The following is a 16,488-nucleotide window of genomic DNA, read 5'->3' on the forward strand; positions in this document are numbered from 1 at the left end:
ATTAGAATGAAGTACGACAAAATATCAAGAAGACATTTTTTAGTTGGATCAGGCGCATTTACTTTAAGCCTTCCTTATCTAGTTTCTTTAATGCCAAGTGCACATGCTCAGACTTTACCTAACTCAAAGTTTCTCGTTTTTTTAAATACGCCACATGGTGGTCTTAATGAAGAATATTGGGCCCCTCGAGTCTTCCCTACGGGAGTAAGAAAACAATTCAATGCAGGAAGCCTCTATGGACAAATTCAATATGCTCGTCTTCAGGAAATCGCTGATACTAATGGCTTAACTAGTTTATGGCAGTCCTTTATTAATCCTTATCTAGGGAAAATGAATATTCTGGAAGGATTTGATATTCCCTTCTACATTGGCCATCACCGCGGTTTGCTCGGGACCTATCACAACTCAGATCAATTAACGGCCAGTGATATTGATGCAACAAAATGGGACTCACTCGATTATTTCCTTTCAAAATCGACTTCGTTTGATAGTTCTGGGGCGCACCCTTTGACTGTCTTACCAACTGGTGAGCAACAGTCATATTTTTATAATTCGACCGGTATGGTGAGATGCCCTACGGCCCCTAATACTGCTCATGCACTCTTTGCTTCGCTTTTTGGTAACCAATCACAAACAAATCAAACCGATCCTGCGCTTCTAAAAAAGAAATCCATCATTGATCGAGTTTTGGGGTCTTATAATAATGTCGTTGGTGGTGCGTATGGTCCGGGTAAACGTATTAGCTATAACGACAGACAGATGCTGGATGAACATTTAACAGGGCTAAGAGAACTAGAAGTTAAAATTAGTAACCAGATGGCTCCACAATCAAATTCTTGCTCTCAAATCACTCGTAACCCGAATAATGTAAGCATTCAAATGACGTATGCTTCATACAATATTCCAAATGAACAGGTTAAGTGGGACATTATCTCGGACATCATTGTAAACGCTGTAAGATGTGGTTCTTCGAGACTATTTAGCGTTCCTTTGGAGCCTTGTAATACATTTGCCGTAAACGACTTCCATGAAGAAATCGCACACCAGCACAGAACTGCATCTGTCCAAGACAAAGTTCTCAGCAATTATCGCAATAGCGCGCGAGATATTTTTACTACGATTGTTAAAAAGCTGGATTCGGCACAAGGTCTTCAGGGAGGATCTGTCCTTGATCAAGGCCTTGTTGTATGGAGCCACGAGAGTTGTTCATACACACATGAATCTTTCAACATGCCAGTCGTTACCGCAGGCAGTGCTGGTGGATATTTCAAAACCGGTTACCATGTTGACTTTAGAAACCCAGCTAAACCGATGTATGGGCAATGGGGAGACTCACTTGGAAACGCGGGTATTCACTACAATCGATGGCTTGCGAATCTTGCTATGTCGATGGGTGCGAGTCCAAGTTCGTTTGAAAAAAATAACCAGAAAGGTTACGGGCCATTCGGTGCAAAATATAAGATCGGTAGTAATGGCAGCCATAGAGAACAGCTAGGAGACCTCAGCAGTCCCCTGCCATTCATTGTTGTTTAACTTTTATCAGTCACACCATTTACTTTCGCCAGCGGAAGTAAATGGTTCAACTATTGTTCTTCCAGAATTCATAAAGTGATTTAATACTTTTCTCAGTCATCAATGGCATCGCATTTTTCAACAGGTCATCACTCCAATCCCACCATTTCATTTCTAGCAAGAAAGCGATCTCTTCATCGGAAAATCTTTTGCGAATTAACTTGGCGGGATTTCCTCCAACAATCGAATATGGCTCAACGTCTTTAGTAACAAGCGCCCTACTTCCAACTATGGCTCCATGACCAATCTTCACTCCAGGCATAATCATTGCCTCAGAGCCAATCCAAACATCATTTCCTACTATGGTATCTCCCATTGCTTCGTAACCATTCTTGGCGCCATGGAAAATTTCAAATTCTGGCATGAAATGAAAAGGAAAAGTGGAGACCCACTCAGATTGATGCCCCTGATTGCCGGCCATAATAAAGGCAGCACCAGAACCAATTGAGCAAAAGCTACCAATGATAAGCTTATCTACATCATTGCGATCAGGCATCAGATAACGGGCACAATCATCAAATGAGTGTCCGTGATAGTAACCGGAATAATAGCTGTACTTACCTACAATAATATTAGGGTTAGTGACTTGATCCGATAAAAGTTTTCCTCTGAAAGGACTTTCGAAATAATTTGTCATAATTACGCCTGAACAATTGTCTTAAACTTACCTGTTGTGAATCTTTTCATATCAAATGGCATGGACTTAAAATTTTCCGGTTTCATACGTGGATCATTATGAACTTTTTTATTCACCTGATTCGCATGAGCTTTCGACTTATAGACAATAAAAGCAAAGATCACAGTTTCATCAGACTTCAACTTGCATAATTTTGTGAAAGGAATACCGTAAGGAAGGTCGAGAGTATCACCCACGCACTCGTAATAATCAAGAGCACCGTGTTCCATCCACACTTTGCAACCCAAGGTCGCCATTTTCTTGTATGTCTTCAGATCTTTCTTTTTAATTGGAATAATAAAACCATCAACATATCTCGCCATATGGCCTCCATTGTTAAGTAAAGAAATTATGACAAGAAGTTCGAAACTCAGCAAGTAGGTCCCATTTATGCTAGACACCTGAACCAACACTCAAACTATAATATCAAAATGAATTCAAATTTTTTCAATACCATATTGTTTACTCTCTGCATCTTTTCACTAACTGTTAGGGCCGCAGAAGTTAGCTTCACGATAGATGATCCAGGAGTCCAGTCGGCTCCAGAAATGACTCATCTTCAAGTGGGAAAAAAACTTCAAGAGACTCTCAAAGCAAATCATCTCAAAACAATCCTATTTGTATGTGGAATGAGAGTTGATAGCAGTGATGGGAAGAAGCTTTTATCTAGCTGGGATGATGAAGGCCATATTCTTGCTAATCATACCTACTCCCACAAAAACTATAATAATAGTCAGATAACATTCGACTTCTTTACCCAAGACATTCGTAAGAACGAAAATTTAATTCAGGAATTCAAAAACTTTAAGCGTTTCTTTCGATATCCAATGCTTAAAGAAGGAGATACTGTTCCGAAACGAAATGGCCTGAGAACTTTTTTAAAAGATAACAAGTACTCAGTCGGACATGTAACAATTGATGCGTCCGACTGGTACATAAGTAATCGAATGGTCGAAAAATTGAACCAAGGTAAGAAGGTCGATTTTGAGGCATATAAAAAATATTATTTGAACCATATCTGGGATCGCGCCCAATATTACAATCAGCTTTCAAAGGAGATTCTTGGTCGAGAAATAAAACATAATGTTTTAATTCACCATAATCCACTGAATGCTTATTTCCTTGGCGACCTTATTCAGATGTTTAAATCTAAAGGCTGGAAAGTAATTAGTGCCGAGAATGCTTTTAAAGATCCTGCATACTCGTTTTCTCCAAACAATCTTCCTGCAGGAGAATCCTTACTTTGGGCCTTAGCAAAAGAAAGTGGGAAGTACGAGTCTAAACTTCGGTACCCCGCTGAAGATGGAGAATATCAAAAAGAAGAGATGAATAAATTAGGATTGTAATAAGTACTTCAAAATCAAGATAGCGTTTTCCTTTAATTTATTACACCGGCCCATTTAAGCGCTTCATCTCTATCAATATATGTTCGGAACTCGGTGATTTTACCCTTACTCAAAGCAAACACATCAGTGGTTTGACCCTCAAGCCAGTCTGCATGATTTTTGAGTCTTACACGTACATGCGTAAAGACGACTACTTTATTATTGATTTCGGTAAAACGCTCGGGTGTACAACTTCCCTCTGCCCAAGTCTCACGGCCCTTCCTTAGATGTGCTTCCATCTCAGTTAGGCCTCGGAATACGCCAACAGAAGATAAATCGATCAATTCAACTCTTTCAATTTGAGTATCAAAGAGCTTCATCGCTTCGACGATGTCATTCTGATTGATTGCTTCGTAAAGTGCTTTTATAACATTCAAGTTTTGATTATTAATGCTCATAATTCAGCTTAACATTGCATGTGAAGTTTATGCTATTTTTTAAGATGTCCGTGACTACTTTCCCTGAATTAAATGCGTTACATTAGACACTTCACGGAATGGTAATTATGTTCATAAATCGTTTAAATCAAATCAATCCAAATACCAAGTTCATCGTCCTCTGCTTTGGTGTGTTCCTTGGTTTCCTTTGCATCGGAATTCCGCTTCCCATCCTTCCTGAGTTTATTCATAACAACCTTGGCATGACCATGTTCATTGCTGGAGTCGGTGTTGGCCTTCAATCTCTTGTAACAGTCATTACTCGGAGGTTTGCAGGGCAATATGCTGATACTGTGGGTGCCCGCGAATCCACGAGACGTGGATTTCTTATATGTAGTTTAGCCGCAATCCTTTATTTTATTTCGGCCCTTGCTGCTGCCAATCCAATTCTAGCAATTGCCGCTTTATTTGCTGGAAGGATTGCCCTGGGCATGGGTGAAAGTTTTATGCTCACAGGTATCCTAACATGGGGAATTGAAATCCTCGGTCCAAGTCAATCGGGCAAAGTAATGTCTTGGAACGGGATCGCCATGTATGGGGCCATTGCTATTGGTGCACCTATTGGATTGTGGAGTTATTCCAAATTTTCGTTTCTTGGAGTGGCGGGAATTGTTCTGCTTTTGCCAATGATCGGATATCTCATCGCTTCTTCATTTACCCATGTTCGACTGGAGAACACTTCAAAAGTAAAACCATCATTTGTGAAGACAGTTCAAAAAATTTGGAGCTTTGGTCTGGGTTTTGCTCTGGGCGGAGTTGGCTTCGGGGCATTATCAGCATTTATTGCATTAGTCTTTAAATCAAGAGGTTGGGAAAACTCAGGCTATGCTCTTCTCATCTTCGGATTTTGTTATATTGGAGTTCGTCTGGTTGCAGGTCATCTTCCTGACAAAACCGGAGGACGTTCAGTTGCCATTGTATCTTTAGTTTTGGAAATCCTCGGACAGATTTGCTTATGGACAGCAAACGAACCAACCACTGCATTCATCGGGGTCGCACTAACAGGCATTGGTTTCTCTTTACTCTTTCCTGCATTCGGCGTCCAAGCTCTTAAGCAAGTCCCTCCCGAAAGCAAAGGAACTGCCCTTGGCGCATTCAGTGCCTTCTTCGACATTGCTTTAGGTTTAACCGCTCCGATTTGCGGACTTATTATCGAAAGTTCGAAGATACAAAACATCTATCTTTTTGGAACTCTGGCCGCGCTCATCGCTTTTTTTATTGCTACTAGAAAAAAAGAATCGTGTTGTTCCTAAAACCGTGTACCATTGAGAAATGGTTATATTTGCAATATCAGGAAGCCTTCGCCAAGGTTCATCGAATACATCAATTCTTCATACTCTTAAGTCCGTCGCACCGGCCGGCGTGGAATTCATCCTCTATGAAAACGTAGCGAGTCTTCCACACTTCAATCCGGATTTAGATAACGAGAATTTGCCACAAGAAGTAAAAGAACTTCGGGGCATGCTTAACCGATCGAATGCGATTTTAATTTCTACACCTGAGTATGCTCATGGGATACCTGGTTCATTGAAAAATGTTCTCGATTGGTTAGTAAGTACAGTTCTACTTGAAAACAAACCGACCGGTATCATTTTGGGTTCAGCAAGCGAAGGGAACTACGCTCGTGAATCGCTCATTGAAATTCTTAAAACAATGAATGCCAAAGTTTCTTCTGACCTGGTGATGACTCTGCCAGGAGCGAGAACAAAAAATGATGATCCTAATACCTGGCAGGAGCTAAAGTCTTTTATTGAAGGTCTTGTTTTAGCAACTCAACCTTTGTCTTAAGCTCAGGCATTATCAATTTCAAGTTCGTGATGAATTCGTTTGTGGCAGCTTCTAATGCATCTAATGGCATATGTGGAAGACTCTCAAGGATGAACCACATATTTTTTGTCTTACTGTCTATCCGAGTTCTTACCCCCTGTCTCCAATTCCATTTACGACAAGTAACACCGTGATCATCGCACCAGATGATTTCACCCTTATCCACTAATTCCTGAAAAGGAGCACCGTCCTTGATGGTATCAAAAATTTCAGAGCCATCAGCGACTTTAAGATGAGGATGACCAACATAAGCATCAATATTTTCTCCCCCTACCGGAATTGAATATTTAATACTAATGGCATTATAGATATCCACTACCGGATCAATTGCGGGAAGAGAACCATCTCGCATTAGTCTTTTTCTCAGGGCCTCAGCCGAGCAAGGAGTTCTTTGAGGTTTGGCACCAAATTTACGATAAACTTCACCCCATGCCGACAGATGATCTTCGGCCCAAGGAAAGCCTCCACCATTCAAGAAGGAATTGCAGGCCTGGTCTAATATTTGTTTTGAAACAGAAGTGTTAGTAAGCTCAGAAGATGAAATCAATAGACTCATCGCTCTGAACCCTGGAGCAATATTGAAGATTCTAGGATCAATTATTGTTTTCATACTTTAGAAAGTCCTCTCGTTTAATGACATATCGAAGCTTAGCTTCATTTCCACTCGCTAATTGAGCATTTATTTTTCCAAGTGCCTTTTGCGATCTGATGTTATTAACACCAACATCAAAGAAAACGGCTTCGACTTCCTTGAATGCGTGATTTAGCATTAGCAGCTTTAGTTCTAAGTTGTATCTACCGCCCCAATAATTCCTTGCGAGAAATGTGTAACCAATAAATACGTGGCGAAAGTCAGCATCAAAATTATAGTACCGAGAGCTTCCTATTATTTGATTTGTACTCGTATCAAAAATAACAAAGGCGCCACAAGACTCAAGGGCCCCTTGGAAAAATTCACGAAACACTTCGAGTTTGTATCGATCCGAGGAAGGATGCTGAATCCAAATCAAAGGATCTGAAGCTATTTCAAAAAGTGCATTAAAATCGGTTACAAGCAAAGGTCTGATTTTAAGGAGATCACCCTTCAAAACTGGTTGTAATTCCATTTAATGACCTATTTTAGAGCGCCCTTTTTCGCTACGAAGTTTGCCATTTCTGAATTTCCGATTCGATTAAAATATTCCTCTACTCCCTGTCGATTTTCTTCAACCTGGTTTTGACTTACTTTGAATTTGCCTTCAATTTGAGAAATTTCAATTTCAAGACCTATAAGAAGTTTTAATTGGTTCTCAATATATTGAGTAGGAGCATCCGAAACTTTCCAGTTGCTCGAAACTCTCGCCTCAGAAGCATTGGTTAAGTCATTTATCTGCTTCAAGATCCATTGTGGGTCATCGATTACTTTTGACTTCCCTCTAACTTGGACCATTGAGTAATTCCAGGTAGGAACTGCTTTTCCATCTCTTTTCTTTGTAGGATAGGCCTCAGGTGTGACATAAGCATTGGGTCCATTGAAGACAACCAATACATCATTCCCAGTTCGTAAACTTTCAACTTGAGAATTCATCCGAGCAAGATGAAAGCGAAGTGTGCCTTTTGAACCATCTTGATGCAAAGAGGCAGGAATAAAATTGGCCAAGATTCCTGCGTTTATATTTTGGGTAATGATAAGGCCCAACGGATAGGTATGAATAAATCTATGAAGATATTCGATCCTATCCTCAGCAAACACCTTTGGTCTGTACATATAAATAATCTCCGTTCTCGATTACTAATCAAGCCCATTATCTGCTACAATTGGACCATCAAACAGATCCATTTATAAAATAACGATTGGTCCACTTATGGCAAAAACGAAGAACAATATAGAGATACCAAGCCTCAATCTGATCAACAGGAAAGAAGGAAATATTGGGCAACAACTTCTTCAAAGATTAAGGGAGGCCATTAATGTAGGTGAATTAAAACCTGGAGAGCGCTTGCCTTCAACTCGCTCACTTGCAAGTTCACTTGAACTGGCTAGAGGTACTGTTACTGAAGTCTATGACCAGTTGATAGCGGAAGGTTACCTTGTAACCAAAGTCGGATCCGGTACAACAGTTGCATTAGATTTATTTGAAACAGAAATAAAATCTCCTCGTAAAACTTCGGCCTCTGAGTCTCAGATCACCTTATCTGAGAAGGCCAAATTTTATACCGCCCTTGCTGAACAATTTATCGCCAAGCCCACTACCCCGTTCTCAATTGCACAGCCTAAAAATGATGTTGCGATGGATGCAAACTGGGACAGAATAAACAGAAGAGTTAGATCATCTAAAACTGCAGGACCAAGCACATACCAAGAGCCAAATGGTCTCTTATATTTAAGAAATGAAATTGCTAATTATGTAAGGAAAGCACGTTCAGTTTTATGTGAACCAGAGCAAGTTATTATCACAAGTGGTACCCAGCAAGGACTGTATTTAACTGCAAAGGTTCTTTTAGAAGAAAAAGATAAGGTCTGGATAGAAGATCCGACTTATCTTGGACTGAGTTCTATTTTGAAAGATTTTAAGATTAACATGGTACCTATTCCTGTCGATGAAAATGGTCTGGATGTTGATTTTGCTATAAAAAAATCTCCCAAAGCAAAAGCAGTCTATGTCACTCCTTCCCATCAGTATCCACTTGGGATGGTTATGAGTATGGCAAGACGTCAGGCACTTATTAATTGGGCCATCAAAAACAATAGCTGGATCATTGAAGATGATTATGACAGTGAGCTTCGCTACTCAGGTCACCCCTTTCCTTCTTTGCAGGGTCTTGATCCCCAGAGGGTCATCTATCTCGGGACTTTCAGTAAGGTTTTGTATCCATCACTAAGATTAGGATATCTTATTTTACCAAGGCCATTGGTAAAAGCATTTGCTGGTGCAAAAGCAATTATTGATAGGCATTCTTCTTTATCTGATCAGCAAGTTCTTGCAACGTACATGAGTGAGGGATACTTCGAGTCGCATATCAGAAGAATACGAGCTGTTTACGCTCAAAAAAAGAACCTCCTGGTCGAACTCCTAACCAAGGAGCTTTCTTCAACTTGCTCCATTCAGAACAATGACCAAGGAATGCACCTTATCCTTTGGCTTCCGCCAAAATCAAATGACACTTTAATTGCAAAGGAACTCCTCAAAGAAGGTATTGTAGTAAGAGCGGTCTCGACGCTTTATTCAAATGGTAAGGGTCGCTCCGGGTTGATGCTAGGCTATGGTGGCCACACGAATCAACAGCTTGCAGATGCAGTGAAAAAGTTAAAACGCACCCTACATAGACTTATGATTTCCTCTCCCTAAAATATATTTTGGAGAAAAGACACATGAGAAAAGTCATCCTCGTTGAATTCATCAGCATAGATAACGTCATTCAGGCACCGGGCGGTCCCGATGAAGATACTTCAGATGGCTTCAAATTCGGTGGTTGGCTCGCGCCCTTCTTCGATCAAGCTCTAGGTGAGGCCCTTGAGATTTCATATGGGCAACCATATGATCTCTTATTAGGAAAAAAGACCTATGACATCTTTGCTGGTTATTGGCCCAAGGTGGCAGCTCAAACGGAAGGCATAAGTGAAACAGATCGAAAGTTTGCATTGGAATTCGATGCTTGCACAAAATACGTAGCTACTCATAATACTGATTCTTTAAAATGGAAAAACTCTAAATCTCTCGGTTTAAGTGTTACCCAAGAGGTAGATAAACTTCGAAAAGAAGATGGAAAAAACCTCTTAGTCATTGGTAGCTCTAAGTTAGCGCATACTCTACTCGCACATGACCTTGTCGATGAAATGCACCTCATGATCGCACCTATCATTCTTGGAAAGGGCAAACGTCTTTTTGATGAGAATAGTAGGCCCACTTCATTCAAGCTTAATCGCTCCGCTGTTTCTACGACAGGTATGCTTCTCATGCATTACCTTCGAGATGGAGAAGTTAAGACAGGCTCTGTTGCTTAAGCAATGAGAATTTAATTAATGCTTTATCGACTACTTCGGTTTTCCACTCTCTTTTCATATTTTAAAGAGACTCTTTGTTGCGTCAGGGACGATTCCCTAGAACAAGGAGTTTCAAATGAAAAAAGTTTTCTTTCTCGCATTCTCACTACTCTCCCTTACTGCATTTGCACAAGGTTCCCGTGGCCCACACAAAGAAGATCCGGAAATGAAGGCATGTTTCGAGGAGCTTAAAAGTAATGGGCAACTAAGTGAAGGATGCCAAGAGCTGTTTCAAGAAAAGCAAGAGCGGAAAAAGAAAATTCAAAAATGTATCGCTGCAATAGATGGTGATGATGTCACTGATACTTCTTCTTCCGATGATACTACAACAGTTGACGATTCTGAGTCGGGAACGGAAGACACAACGATCACAGAATAATTGATTCAAAGGAAGAGTTTTATGCCTCTTCCTTCAGAATCTTTTAAGTCTGTTGAAGTTTCATTTCATCACAGTCCATGTACTTCCTTCTAAGATAAATCGAGAAGGAGAACTTTATGAAAAAGAAAGCAATAAAAGACCCTAAAGGTGGATTAAATGTTCACTCACCCCGAGGTCCTCTCAAAGATAAAGAAGGAAAACCAACTCGCTTGGCACTTTCCGCACGAGCGTGGGGAGAACCAGCTCCAAAAACAATGGAGTCAGCAAAAAAACTAGCAGCAAAAGGTAGACGTCTTTTAGAGCAGGCCAAGAAAGCGGCCTAGAGGTGATTTATGGCAAAGAAAAAACAAGGTCTGTACGCAAATATTCATAAAGCGCAAGAAAGAGAAAAGCATGGTGGCAGACCGGTTAGGAAAAAAGGTGAAGCAGGGGCCCCAACGAATGAGGCCTTTAGAAAAGCGAAGAAAACTGCAAAAAAATAGTACTAATGGCTTTTTCCATCAAATTCGGTGACAGGTAGATTTTTAAAATCAAATTCTTCCAGACATCTCACATTGATAGAAACCATTTTCGTTCCATCAGGCATAGTCCCTCTGCCGAAAGAGCTGACACCACAATTTTTACAGAACAAGTGGTGAATAGTTTTCTTATTGAATTGATAGTCCGAAAGTGAAGTTTCGCCTTTCAAAAGCTTGAAATGACTTTCAGGCGCAAAGGCCAGAATATGCCCCTTTTTGGAACAAATAGAACAATTACACGTTATTCCCGAATCAATATTCGCTTCGACTTCATAGCGAATATTCCCACAATGACATCCACCTTGATAAATCATTCTTTCCTCCTGAATGCTAGTTGTAAATATGTTATACTCCTTATCATGGAAACTCGAAATTATTTCGTTAGACGTGCACAGCATTCTGACGCTCAACCGATCATTGATTCTCATGACCGATCAATCCGCGAGATATGCTCGAAAGATTATACTCAAGAACAGATTGATGCGTGGTCGGCTCGAAAGCTAAAAACAGAACATTGGTGCCAGACAATTGATCGTGATTTCGTTTGGGTAGTTGAATTAGATTCTGAAGTCAGAGGCTTTGGACACTTGGCCAAGATGGATGATGAAGTGGCAGAAGTTATGGGGCTCTATTTTACACCAGAGCTCTTGGGGCTGGGAGCTGGTAAGGAACTTTTTAGAGTCCTGATTACAGAAGCAAAATCCCTGAAGATAAAACGACTCCAACTCTTAGCAACGATTACTGCGAAATCATTCTATGAGAAATTTGGTTTCAAACAGATAGAAGGTCGGTGTAGCATTGAAATGCGTGGAGTTGATATCCCCTGCTTCCCAATGGAAAGCATTCTATAAGGTTGAATATGCATAAAGGTTCTTGTCTATGCGGTTCAGTGAACTTCGAAATCGATGGAGATTTTGAAAGTTTCTTTCTTTGCCACTGTAAACATTGTCAAAAAGACACTGGCTCTGCCTATGCTGCGAATCTTTTCTCTACTAAGGCAAAGCTAAAATGGATTTCGGGAAAAGAACACGTAAAGACCTATAATCTTCCTGGAACACGACATGCAAAGAGCTTTTGCAGTGAATGCAGTTCAGCAGTTCCCAACGAGGCGGGCTTTCTTCAAGTTCCAGCTGGCAGCCTAGATACTCAATTTAATTTAAAACCAAATGCTCATATCTTTTGCAGTAGCAGTGCAAATTGGGAGCGTGGTCTGGAAAACATCCAGCAGTTCGAGAAGTTTCCTAATTAAGTCGTAACCACTAAGAACTCTTCCCCGCTCGAAGGTTTAAGATCATCAGGTCTGCCGGCAAAATACATCTGAATAATATCTTGTCTTGAAACATGTCTCACGTCTTTTAAACCCGCTTCCTCCGCTAACGTTATAGCTTCCGAAGACGCAAACAGACTTAAGAATGGAGTCCCTGCTTCAGCAGTTCTTTTCATGACCATTTCATAAGGAACGCGGTCTTCTGGTTCAACCAACTCTGGTGGAAGCATAAAGGTCATCGCAAGTGTTGATCCTGAAGCAAGAGTCGATACTTTCTGAAAAGTATCTAAGTTGGCCTCTCTTGTGAGGTACATCGAAACACCAGTCGACACAACATAGGTTGGTTGGTCCAATTTAAAACCATTTTCTTTTAGCTTTTCTAACCAAGACTCTCCATATTCAAAATCAACAGGAACAAATTTCAAATAGTCCGGAATGGTATAATCAAGTTCTGCTAATCGCTTTTTCTTCCAGGCTTGAGTCTGAGGTTCATCGATCTCAAACACCTTAATTTTTGAAGCGATATCAGGTCTTCTCTGAGCAAATGTATCAAGACCAGAGCCTAGGATCACATACTGAGTAACACCATGATTGATTTTTTCTAATAATAAATCTTCTATGAATCGAGCTCGACCAACAATGGAAGCTCGATATCCACGAGTCCCTTGAGGATGCATATCTCCTCGCTCTTTCCAGCTTTCATCTGGTGCTACTAACTTCAGACCGAATTCATCCTTAAAAATTGGTGAGGCATCGATTTGTGCATGCATGGCACGCCAAAGAGCAACTCTAACTGCGGTATGATCTGGAATGGTGATTTGTTTCATATGAACCTCTCACCAATGCTACATTAAGTGCAGGGCGAAGTCTAAACTTCGCCCTGAAACAAACCTTAAAAACCTTCTACTCGACCGATGGCTTCTTCGTCATTCACTACCATTAGTTTTCTCTTAGGTTGTGTCATCGCCATTCGCTTCTCTTCTCTACCAGTGATAAATGTTTGCATATTTAGCACTAGACCAGTAAGAGTTTCGGCCTGAGACGACATTTCTGTCGCGGAAGATGCCACTTCTTCTGATGAAGAAGCGTTACTCTGGATCGCCTGATCTAGGTGATTCATCGCCTTAGAGATCTGCTCAATGCCGTTAGCTTGTTCTTGGGAGGCAGCGGAAATCTCACTGTTAAGTTCTGCCACCTTTTTAACAGATGACAGAATTTCTTTTAGAGAAGCACCTGAAGTATCTGCAATCTGCACTCCTTCTTCAGTCTTTGTCACGTTTTCCTTAATCAAAGTATTAATGTCCTTTGCCGCAACAGCTGAACGTCCGGCAAGACTTCTAACAGCGTCTGCGACTACTGCAAAACCTTTACCCTGCTCACCCGCTCTTGCAGCTTCTACGGCCGCATTCAGTGCCAGGAGGTTTGTCTGAAAAGCAATGTCATCAATCACATTAATAATCTCTTCAATTTTTTTAGACGACTTCGACATTTCTCCCATAGCAGAGATCAGCTTATTAATTTCTTTCTCACCTGTCTCAGCAGAGTAAAGTGTCTTCTGAGACAATGAGTTGGCCTCTTTGGCGTGTTCCGAATTGAGTTTAACCATTGAAGAGAGCTCTTCCAGAGAAGAAACTGTCTCTTCTAAGGAAGCGGCAGACTCAGTTGCTCCTTGAGATAATTCTGTTGATGCCGAACTTAGTTGATGACTTGCAGATGACGTTTGAGTTGAAGAACTTGAAATCTCTCCGGCAATTGTAGTGATAGTTTTGCTGATCGAGTTTGAGAAATAAAAACCTATTCCGATGGCAAAGGTAACACCAGCAACAGAAAATATTACACTTAATAAAGTGGCTGCATTGTAGGCCTCAGTTGCTTGTTCTTTTTTTACTTTGGCAAATTTTGTTTGATATTGAAAAAGTGCATCAAACTTCTCTTTAGCTGTTAGACGAAGTTTTCTCAGATCTTCGTCTACAAAATTTTTAATTTCAGCGGGATTGGCCTTACCTTCCAGACCATTCTCCAACATTCCAAAGTAAGTTTTAACGTTTGCCTTATACACCTGCCAACTGTCCCAGATGTCTGTATAAAATTGCTTACCTCCTGGCATGAATGGAAGAGCACGATACTCTTTATCTAATTCATCCATCATTTTTGCGGTCTCTTCAAATCTTCCGTGAATTCGATGCACTTCAGTCAGACTATTTCCGATATAAGCCATGTACGCACGAAAAACTAATCGATGAGCTTCGTGACCAGTATCATTCAGTTCAGCGGTCTTTTGAGACTTCTCCAGAATAACATCTGAAATATAGCTATATTCAGATTGCACTTTCTGCATTGAAAAATACCCAACAGCAGCGACAACCATCACAAAGAAAGACACAAATGTGAAAGCCATCAGCAGTTTTGTCTTTAAACTTTTTCCTTTAAACACAATAAAACTCCTTCATAAAATTAATAAAATTTAACGGCATGCGGTTGCTCTATCGGAAAATTTCATTATTCTATACGCTTAAGTTTTCTTAATTTTGCCAAAAGGAATATTTTGTAAGGTATCCATTACATTGGAGGGCCAGAGCAAAAACGTCCGGCATATTTCGTCTGTTTATAGTCTTTTGTTACAGCTATTTATCTAGAAAAGATGAGGTCCTAATGTCAGAAGCACGCTTCAGTATTAAAGCTATTTTTCAACCAAAGCATTTAATCCCACTGCTTTCGCTGATCATTCTAGTTTTTCTGAAAGGAACTTCTGAGATGAATTTTGTGTACTCGCTCATAGCGATAACTCTTCTAGGTGTTTCGGTTATGACATCAGTTCACCACGCCGAAGTAATTGCTCATAAAATTGGTGAAGGCCTTGGAACTCTCGTTCTTGCTCTTTCAGTGACTATCATTGAAGTAGGCCTCATTCTTTCCTTAATGGGTTTAAATGGTCCAGATGCGAGTGTGCTTGCTCGTGATACGGTCTTTGCAGCGGTAATGATTGTTACGAATGGAATTGTGGCCCTATGTCTGATCCTGGGAGGGATTAAATTCCGTGAGCAAGAATTTCAGGTTCAGGGTTCAAGAAGTCTTCTCGTGGTTTTAATCGCTCTTTCATTCTTGATTTTCGTGCTTCCCATTTATTCTTCTAAAGAAACAAGTTCATTTTCTCCCCTTCAAGGGATCATCATTAGCGCAATTTCACTTATTCTTTATGCGCTATTTATTATTTTCCAAACTAAGACCCATAAAAGTTATTTTGAAGCTGAAACTTCCAATCTCAGTGTTGTTGATGAACAGGCCCATGATGAAATCACAAAAGCTGAAGCATGGCTTAGCTTTGCTTCATTATGTATCAGTCTTGTTGCAGTAATCGGCCTGGCAAAATTAATGTCCCCAACTATCGAGAACTTCGTGGTGATGCTTGGTGCTCCCAAGTCTTCAGTGGGTCTTATCATCGCAACGATTGTATTGTTACCTGAAGCCTGGGCGGCAGTAAGTGCGGCACGAGCGAATCGTCTTCAAACAAGTCTTAATTTGGCACTTGGTTCGGGGATCGCAAGTATCGCACTCACAATCCCAGTTGTTATAGGTTACTCAATTATGACGAACACCGAACTCATTTTAGGATTAACTCCGAAGAATCTGGTGTTTATGGCCATGACTTTTTCAGTTGGTACAATCACTCTCGGTACGGGTAAATCGACCCTACTTCAAGGTGCGGTTCATGGTGGAATTCTTACTGCCTATTTCCTGATGTCGTTTGTTCCTTAGCGGATCTTTTCGAGGATATAGACCTTCTCTTTCAAAGTTTCGAGAGAAGAAAATTTTGGTCCTTCACGATCAGGCGAAACTGTTTCCACTAATTTAATTGAAAACTGATCTGAATAAAGCGATTGCACTTCATTCTCACTAATGCTGAATGGAGGACCGCTCATCTGAGCTTGATCGTATTCATAAACCACAAGCAGACACTTTCCACCCATTTTTAACGAGCGCTTAATGACTCGGGCATAATCCTTTCTCATTGTCTCAGGAAGTGCCACAAGGGCCGCGCGATCATAGATAAAGTCGTAAGTATTCTTATCACTTAGCTTGAAGAAGTCCCCAGCACTCAACAGGATGTTCTCATAGCTATAATTAGCAAAATTCTCATCCTGATTTTTAGTGACGGGTAAATGATTGTCGGTGAAAAACTCTTCAACGGCCTTGGCATATAACTCAATTCCGTGAACTTTAAGCCCCAAGCTATGCAGCCATAATAGATCTTTGGTTTTACCACAAAGAGGCACCAGAACACTCTGACCTTTCTGCGGGTTTAGTGCGGGGAAATTATCCAATAGCCTTTCATTGAAGGCCCCTCGATGAAAACCTGTTCTTCCCTCGTCCCAAGCTGATATCCAAAATTTTGCGTCCATAAA

The 16,488-nt window shown here is 40.6% G+C and carries 22 protein-coding genes; 12 read left to right on the forward strand and 10 right to left on the reverse strand.

The genetic code is table 11. The features are described 5' to 3' along the window. The first annotated feature begins 6 nt into the window (after nt 1-6). Nucleotides 7-1,533 (forward strand): DUF1552 domain-containing protein, encoded by a 1,527-nt coding sequence (locus tag SOO65_RS17690; protein WP_321393487.1) that lies wholly within the window; start codon nt 7-9, stop codon nt 1,531-1,533. A 46-nt stretch (nt 1,534-1,579) separates the two neighbouring features. Here the strand turns inward: SOO65_RS17690 and catB are convergent, their stop codons facing one another. Beyond that, the gene (gene catB, locus SOO65_RS17695) at nt 1,580-2,209 is read right to left on the reverse strand and encodes a type B chloramphenicol O-acetyltransferase (RefSeq protein WP_321393490.1); all 630 of its coding nucleotides are present in this window, start codon (nt 2,207-2,209) and stop codon (nt 1,580-1,582) included. 2 nt (nt 2,210-2,211) lie between these two features. Continuing rightward, the gene (locus tag SOO65_RS17700; RefSeq protein WP_321393493.1) at nt 2,212-2,571 is read right to left on the reverse strand and encodes a DUF1428 domain-containing protein; all 360 of its coding nucleotides are present in this window, start codon (nt 2,569-2,571) and stop codon (nt 2,212-2,214) included. A gap of 108 nt (nt 2,572-2,679) precedes the next feature. Between SOO65_RS17700 and SOO65_RS17705 the strand changes: the two genes are divergently transcribed. Then, complete coding sequence (locus tag SOO65_RS17705; protein ID WP_321393495.1) at nt 2,680-3,594, forward strand: polysaccharide deacetylase family protein; 915 nt, start codon at nt 2,680-2,682, stop codon at nt 3,592-3,594. 32 nt (nt 3,595-3,626) lie between these two features. On the opposite strand, the gene SOO65_RS17710 is transcribed toward SOO65_RS17705, so the two are convergent. Next, nucleotides 3,627-4,031 carry a nuclear transport factor 2 family protein gene (locus SOO65_RS17710; protein ID WP_321393498.1) on the reverse strand — a complete coding sequence of 135 codons (405 nt, stop codon included), beginning with the start codon at nt 4,029-4,031 and terminating at the stop codon, nt 3,627-3,629. Between the two features lie 107 nt (nt 4,032-4,138). Between SOO65_RS17710 and SOO65_RS17715 the strand changes: the two genes are divergently transcribed. Continuing rightward, entirely contained in the window at nt 4,139-5,323 is a 1,185-nt protein-coding gene (locus tag SOO65_RS17715) for an MFS transporter (protein ID WP_321393501.1), read from the forward strand. Between the two features lie 19 nt (nt 5,324-5,342). Further along, a complete protein-coding gene (locus SOO65_RS17720; protein WP_321393503.1) occupies nt 5,343-5,858 on the forward strand; it encodes an NADPH-dependent FMN reductase in 516 nt (171 codons plus the stop codon). Here SOO65_RS17720 and SOO65_RS17725 read toward each other — a convergent pair. Genes SOO65_RS17725 through SOO65_RS17735 form a run of 3 tightly spaced genes read right to left on the reverse strand, consistent with a single transcriptional unit; the run spans nt 5,818 to nt 7,644 of the window. Continuing rightward, the gene (locus SOO65_RS17725; RefSeq protein ID WP_321393507.1) at nt 5,818-6,507 is read right to left on the reverse strand and encodes a B3/B4 domain-containing protein; all 690 of its coding nucleotides are present in this window, start codon (nt 6,505-6,507) and stop codon (nt 5,818-5,820) included. The genes SOO65_RS17720 and SOO65_RS17725 overlap by 41 nt on opposite strands. Then, nucleotides 6,491-7,003 (reverse strand): GNAT family N-acetyltransferase, encoded by a 513-nt coding sequence (locus SOO65_RS17730; RefSeq protein WP_321393509.1) that lies wholly within the window; start codon nt 7,001-7,003, stop codon nt 6,491-6,493. The genes SOO65_RS17725 and SOO65_RS17730 overlap by 17 nt, the downstream gene beginning before the upstream one ends. Nucleotides 7,004-7,011: 8 nt before the next feature. Then, complete coding sequence (locus SOO65_RS17735; RefSeq protein ID WP_321393512.1) at nt 7,012-7,644, reverse strand: FMN-binding negative transcriptional regulator; 633 nt, start codon at nt 7,642-7,644, stop codon at nt 7,012-7,014. 97 nt (nt 7,645-7,741) lie between these two features. Between SOO65_RS17735 and pdxR the strand changes: the two genes are divergently transcribed. From pdxR to SOO65_RS17760, 5 genes are all read left to right on the forward strand, one after another. Further along, a complete protein-coding gene (gene pdxR, locus SOO65_RS17740) occupies nt 7,742-9,226 on the forward strand; it encodes a MocR-like pyridoxine biosynthesis transcription factor PdxR (protein WP_321393513.1) in 1,485 nt (494 codons plus the stop codon). A 23-nt stretch (nt 9,227-9,249) separates the two neighbouring features. Next, nucleotides 9,250-9,882, forward strand: a complete 633-nt coding sequence (locus tag SOO65_RS17745) for a dihydrofolate reductase family protein (protein ID WP_321393516.1) — start codon at nt 9,250-9,252, stop codon at nt 9,880-9,882. A 115-nt stretch (nt 9,883-9,997) separates the two neighbouring features. Continuing rightward, complete coding sequence (locus SOO65_RS17750; RefSeq protein WP_321393519.1) at nt 9,998-10,300, forward strand: hypothetical protein; 303 nt, start codon at nt 9,998-10,000, stop codon at nt 10,298-10,300. Nucleotides 10,301-10,416: 116 nt separating this feature from the next. Then, on the forward strand, nt 10,417-10,623 hold the full coding sequence (locus tag SOO65_RS17755; RefSeq protein WP_321393522.1) for a hypothetical protein: 207 nt from the start codon (nt 10,417-10,419) through the stop codon (nt 10,621-10,623). A 9-nt stretch (nt 10,624-10,632) separates the two neighbouring features. Continuing rightward, a complete protein-coding gene (locus SOO65_RS17760; protein WP_321393524.1) occupies nt 10,633-10,782 on the forward strand; it encodes a hypothetical protein in 150 nt (49 codons plus the stop codon). A gap of 2 nt (nt 10,783-10,784) precedes the next feature. On the opposite strand, the gene SOO65_RS17765 is transcribed toward SOO65_RS17760, so the two are convergent. Further along, entirely contained in the window at nt 10,785-11,132 is a 348-nt protein-coding gene (locus SOO65_RS17765) for a GFA family protein (RefSeq protein ID WP_321393526.1), read from the reverse strand. Between the two features lie 45 nt (nt 11,133-11,177). Between SOO65_RS17765 and SOO65_RS17770 the strand changes: the two genes are divergently transcribed. Together SOO65_RS17770 and SOO65_RS17775 are read left to right on the forward strand one after the other, a co-directional pair. Beyond that, complete coding sequence (locus SOO65_RS17770; protein ID WP_321393529.1) at nt 11,178-11,669, forward strand: GNAT family N-acetyltransferase; 492 nt, start codon at nt 11,178-11,180, stop codon at nt 11,667-11,669. Between the two features lie 8 nt (nt 11,670-11,677). Then, nucleotides 11,678-12,067 (forward strand): GFA family protein, encoded by a 390-nt coding sequence (locus SOO65_RS17775; RefSeq protein ID WP_321393531.1) that lies wholly within the window; start codon nt 11,678-11,680, stop codon nt 12,065-12,067. Here SOO65_RS17775 and SOO65_RS17780 read toward each other — a convergent pair. Both SOO65_RS17780 and SOO65_RS17785 read right to left on the reverse strand, forming a co-directional pair. Then, a complete protein-coding gene (locus SOO65_RS17780) occupies nt 12,064-12,912 on the reverse strand; it encodes a class I SAM-dependent methyltransferase (protein ID WP_321393535.1) in 849 nt (282 codons plus the stop codon). The two genes, SOO65_RS17775 and SOO65_RS17780, sit on opposite strands and share 4 nt — an antisense overlap. A 65-nt stretch (nt 12,913-12,977) precedes the next feature. Next, nucleotides 12,978-14,483 (reverse strand): HAMP domain-containing methyl-accepting chemotaxis protein, encoded by a 1,506-nt coding sequence (locus tag SOO65_RS17785; protein ID WP_407676971.1) that lies wholly within the window; start codon nt 14,481-14,483, stop codon nt 12,978-12,980. 254 nt (nt 14,484-14,737) lie between these two features. Between SOO65_RS17785 and SOO65_RS17790 the strand changes: the two genes are divergently transcribed. Then, nucleotides 14,738-15,841, forward strand: coding sequence for a calcium:cation antiporter (locus SOO65_RS17790; protein WP_321393539.1), 1,104 nt, complete (start codon nt 14,738-14,740; stop codon nt 15,839-15,841). Here SOO65_RS17790 and tmpT read toward each other — a convergent pair. Then, nucleotides 15,838-16,485: a thiopurine S-methyltransferase gene (tmpT, locus tag SOO65_RS17795; RefSeq protein ID WP_321393542.1), complete on the reverse strand. Its 648-nt coding sequence runs from the start codon at nt 16,483-16,485 to the stop codon at nt 15,838-15,840. The two genes, SOO65_RS17790 and tmpT, sit on opposite strands and share 4 nt — an antisense overlap. Nucleotides 16,486-16,488 lie beyond the last annotated feature (3 nt).

Origin of the sequence: Peredibacter starrii (genome assembly GCF_034259205.1) — a bacterium.
GTDB lineage: Bacteria > Bdellovibrionota > Bacteriovoracia > Bacteriovoracales > Bacteriovoracaceae > Peredibacter > Peredibacter starrii.

What these genes read in the sequence shown, in the direction of transcription:
- SOO65_RS17690 (WP_321393487.1), top strand. Translation starts at nt 7, where the DNA reads ATGAAGTACGACAAAATATCAAGAAGACATTTTTTAGTTGGATCAGGC.
- catB (WP_321393490.1), bottom strand. Translation starts at nt 2,209, where the DNA reads ATGACAAATTATTTCGAAAGTCCTTTCAGAGGAAAACTTTTATCGGAT.
- SOO65_RS17700 (WP_321393493.1), bottom strand. Translation starts at nt 2,571, where the DNA reads ATGGCGAGATATGTTGATGGTTTTATTATTCCAATTAAAAAGAAAGAT.
- SOO65_RS17705 (WP_321393495.1), top strand. Translation starts at nt 2,680, where the DNA reads ATGAATTCAAATTTTTTCAATACCATATTGTTTACTCTCTGCATCTTT.
- SOO65_RS17710 (WP_321393498.1), bottom strand. Translation starts at nt 4,031, where the DNA reads ATGAGCATTAATAATCAAAACTTGAATGTTATAAAAGCACTTTACGAA.
- SOO65_RS17715 (WP_321393501.1), top strand. Translation starts at nt 4,139, where the DNA reads ATGTTCATAAATCGTTTAAATCAAATCAATCCAAATACCAAGTTCATC.
- SOO65_RS17720 (WP_321393503.1), top strand. Translation starts at nt 5,343, where the DNA reads ATGGTTATATTTGCAATATCAGGAAGCCTTCGCCAAGGTTCATCGAAT.
- SOO65_RS17725 (WP_321393507.1), bottom strand. Translation starts at nt 6,507, where the DNA reads ATGAAAACAATAATTGATCCTAGAATCTTCAATATTGCTCCAGGGTTC.
- SOO65_RS17730 (WP_321393509.1), bottom strand. Translation starts at nt 7,003, where the DNA reads ATGGAATTACAACCAGTTTTGAAGGGTGATCTCCTTAAAATCAGACCT.
- SOO65_RS17735 (WP_321393512.1), bottom strand. Translation starts at nt 7,644, where the DNA reads ATGTACAGACCAAAGGTGTTTGCTGAGGATAGGATCGAATATCTTCAT.
- pdxR (WP_321393513.1), top strand. Translation starts at nt 7,742, where the DNA reads ATGGCAAAAACGAAGAACAATATAGAGATACCAAGCCTCAATCTGATC.
- SOO65_RS17745 (WP_321393516.1), top strand. Translation starts at nt 9,250, where the DNA reads ATGAGAAAAGTCATCCTCGTTGAATTCATCAGCATAGATAACGTCATT.
- SOO65_RS17750 (WP_321393519.1), top strand. Translation starts at nt 9,998, where the DNA reads ATGAAAAAAGTTTTCTTTCTCGCATTCTCACTACTCTCCCTTACTGCA.
- SOO65_RS17755 (WP_321393522.1), top strand. Translation starts at nt 10,417, where the DNA reads ATGAAAAAGAAAGCAATAAAAGACCCTAAAGGTGGATTAAATGTTCAC.
- SOO65_RS17760 (WP_321393524.1), top strand. Translation starts at nt 10,633, where the DNA reads ATGGCAAAGAAAAAACAAGGTCTGTACGCAAATATTCATAAAGCGCAA.
- SOO65_RS17765 (WP_321393526.1), bottom strand. Translation starts at nt 11,132, where the DNA reads ATGATTTATCAAGGTGGATGTCATTGTGGGAATATTCGCTATGAAGTC.
- SOO65_RS17770 (WP_321393529.1), top strand. Translation starts at nt 11,178, where the DNA reads ATGGAAACTCGAAATTATTTCGTTAGACGTGCACAGCATTCTGACGCT.
- SOO65_RS17775 (WP_321393531.1), top strand. Translation starts at nt 11,678, where the DNA reads ATGCATAAAGGTTCTTGTCTATGCGGTTCAGTGAACTTCGAAATCGAT.
- SOO65_RS17780 (WP_321393535.1), bottom strand. Translation starts at nt 12,912, where the DNA reads ATGAAACAAATCACCATTCCAGATCATACCGCAGTTAGAGTTGCTCTT.
- SOO65_RS17785 (WP_407676971.1), bottom strand. Translation starts at nt 14,483, where the DNA reads ATGGCTTTCACATTTGTGTCTTTCTTTGTGATGGTTGTCGCTGCTGTT.
- SOO65_RS17790 (WP_321393539.1), top strand. Translation starts at nt 14,738, where the DNA reads ATGTCAGAAGCACGCTTCAGTATTAAAGCTATTTTTCAACCAAAGCAT.
- tmpT (WP_321393542.1), bottom strand. Translation starts at nt 16,485, where the DNA reads ATGGACGCAAAATTTTGGATATCAGCTTGGGACGAGGGAAGAACAGGT.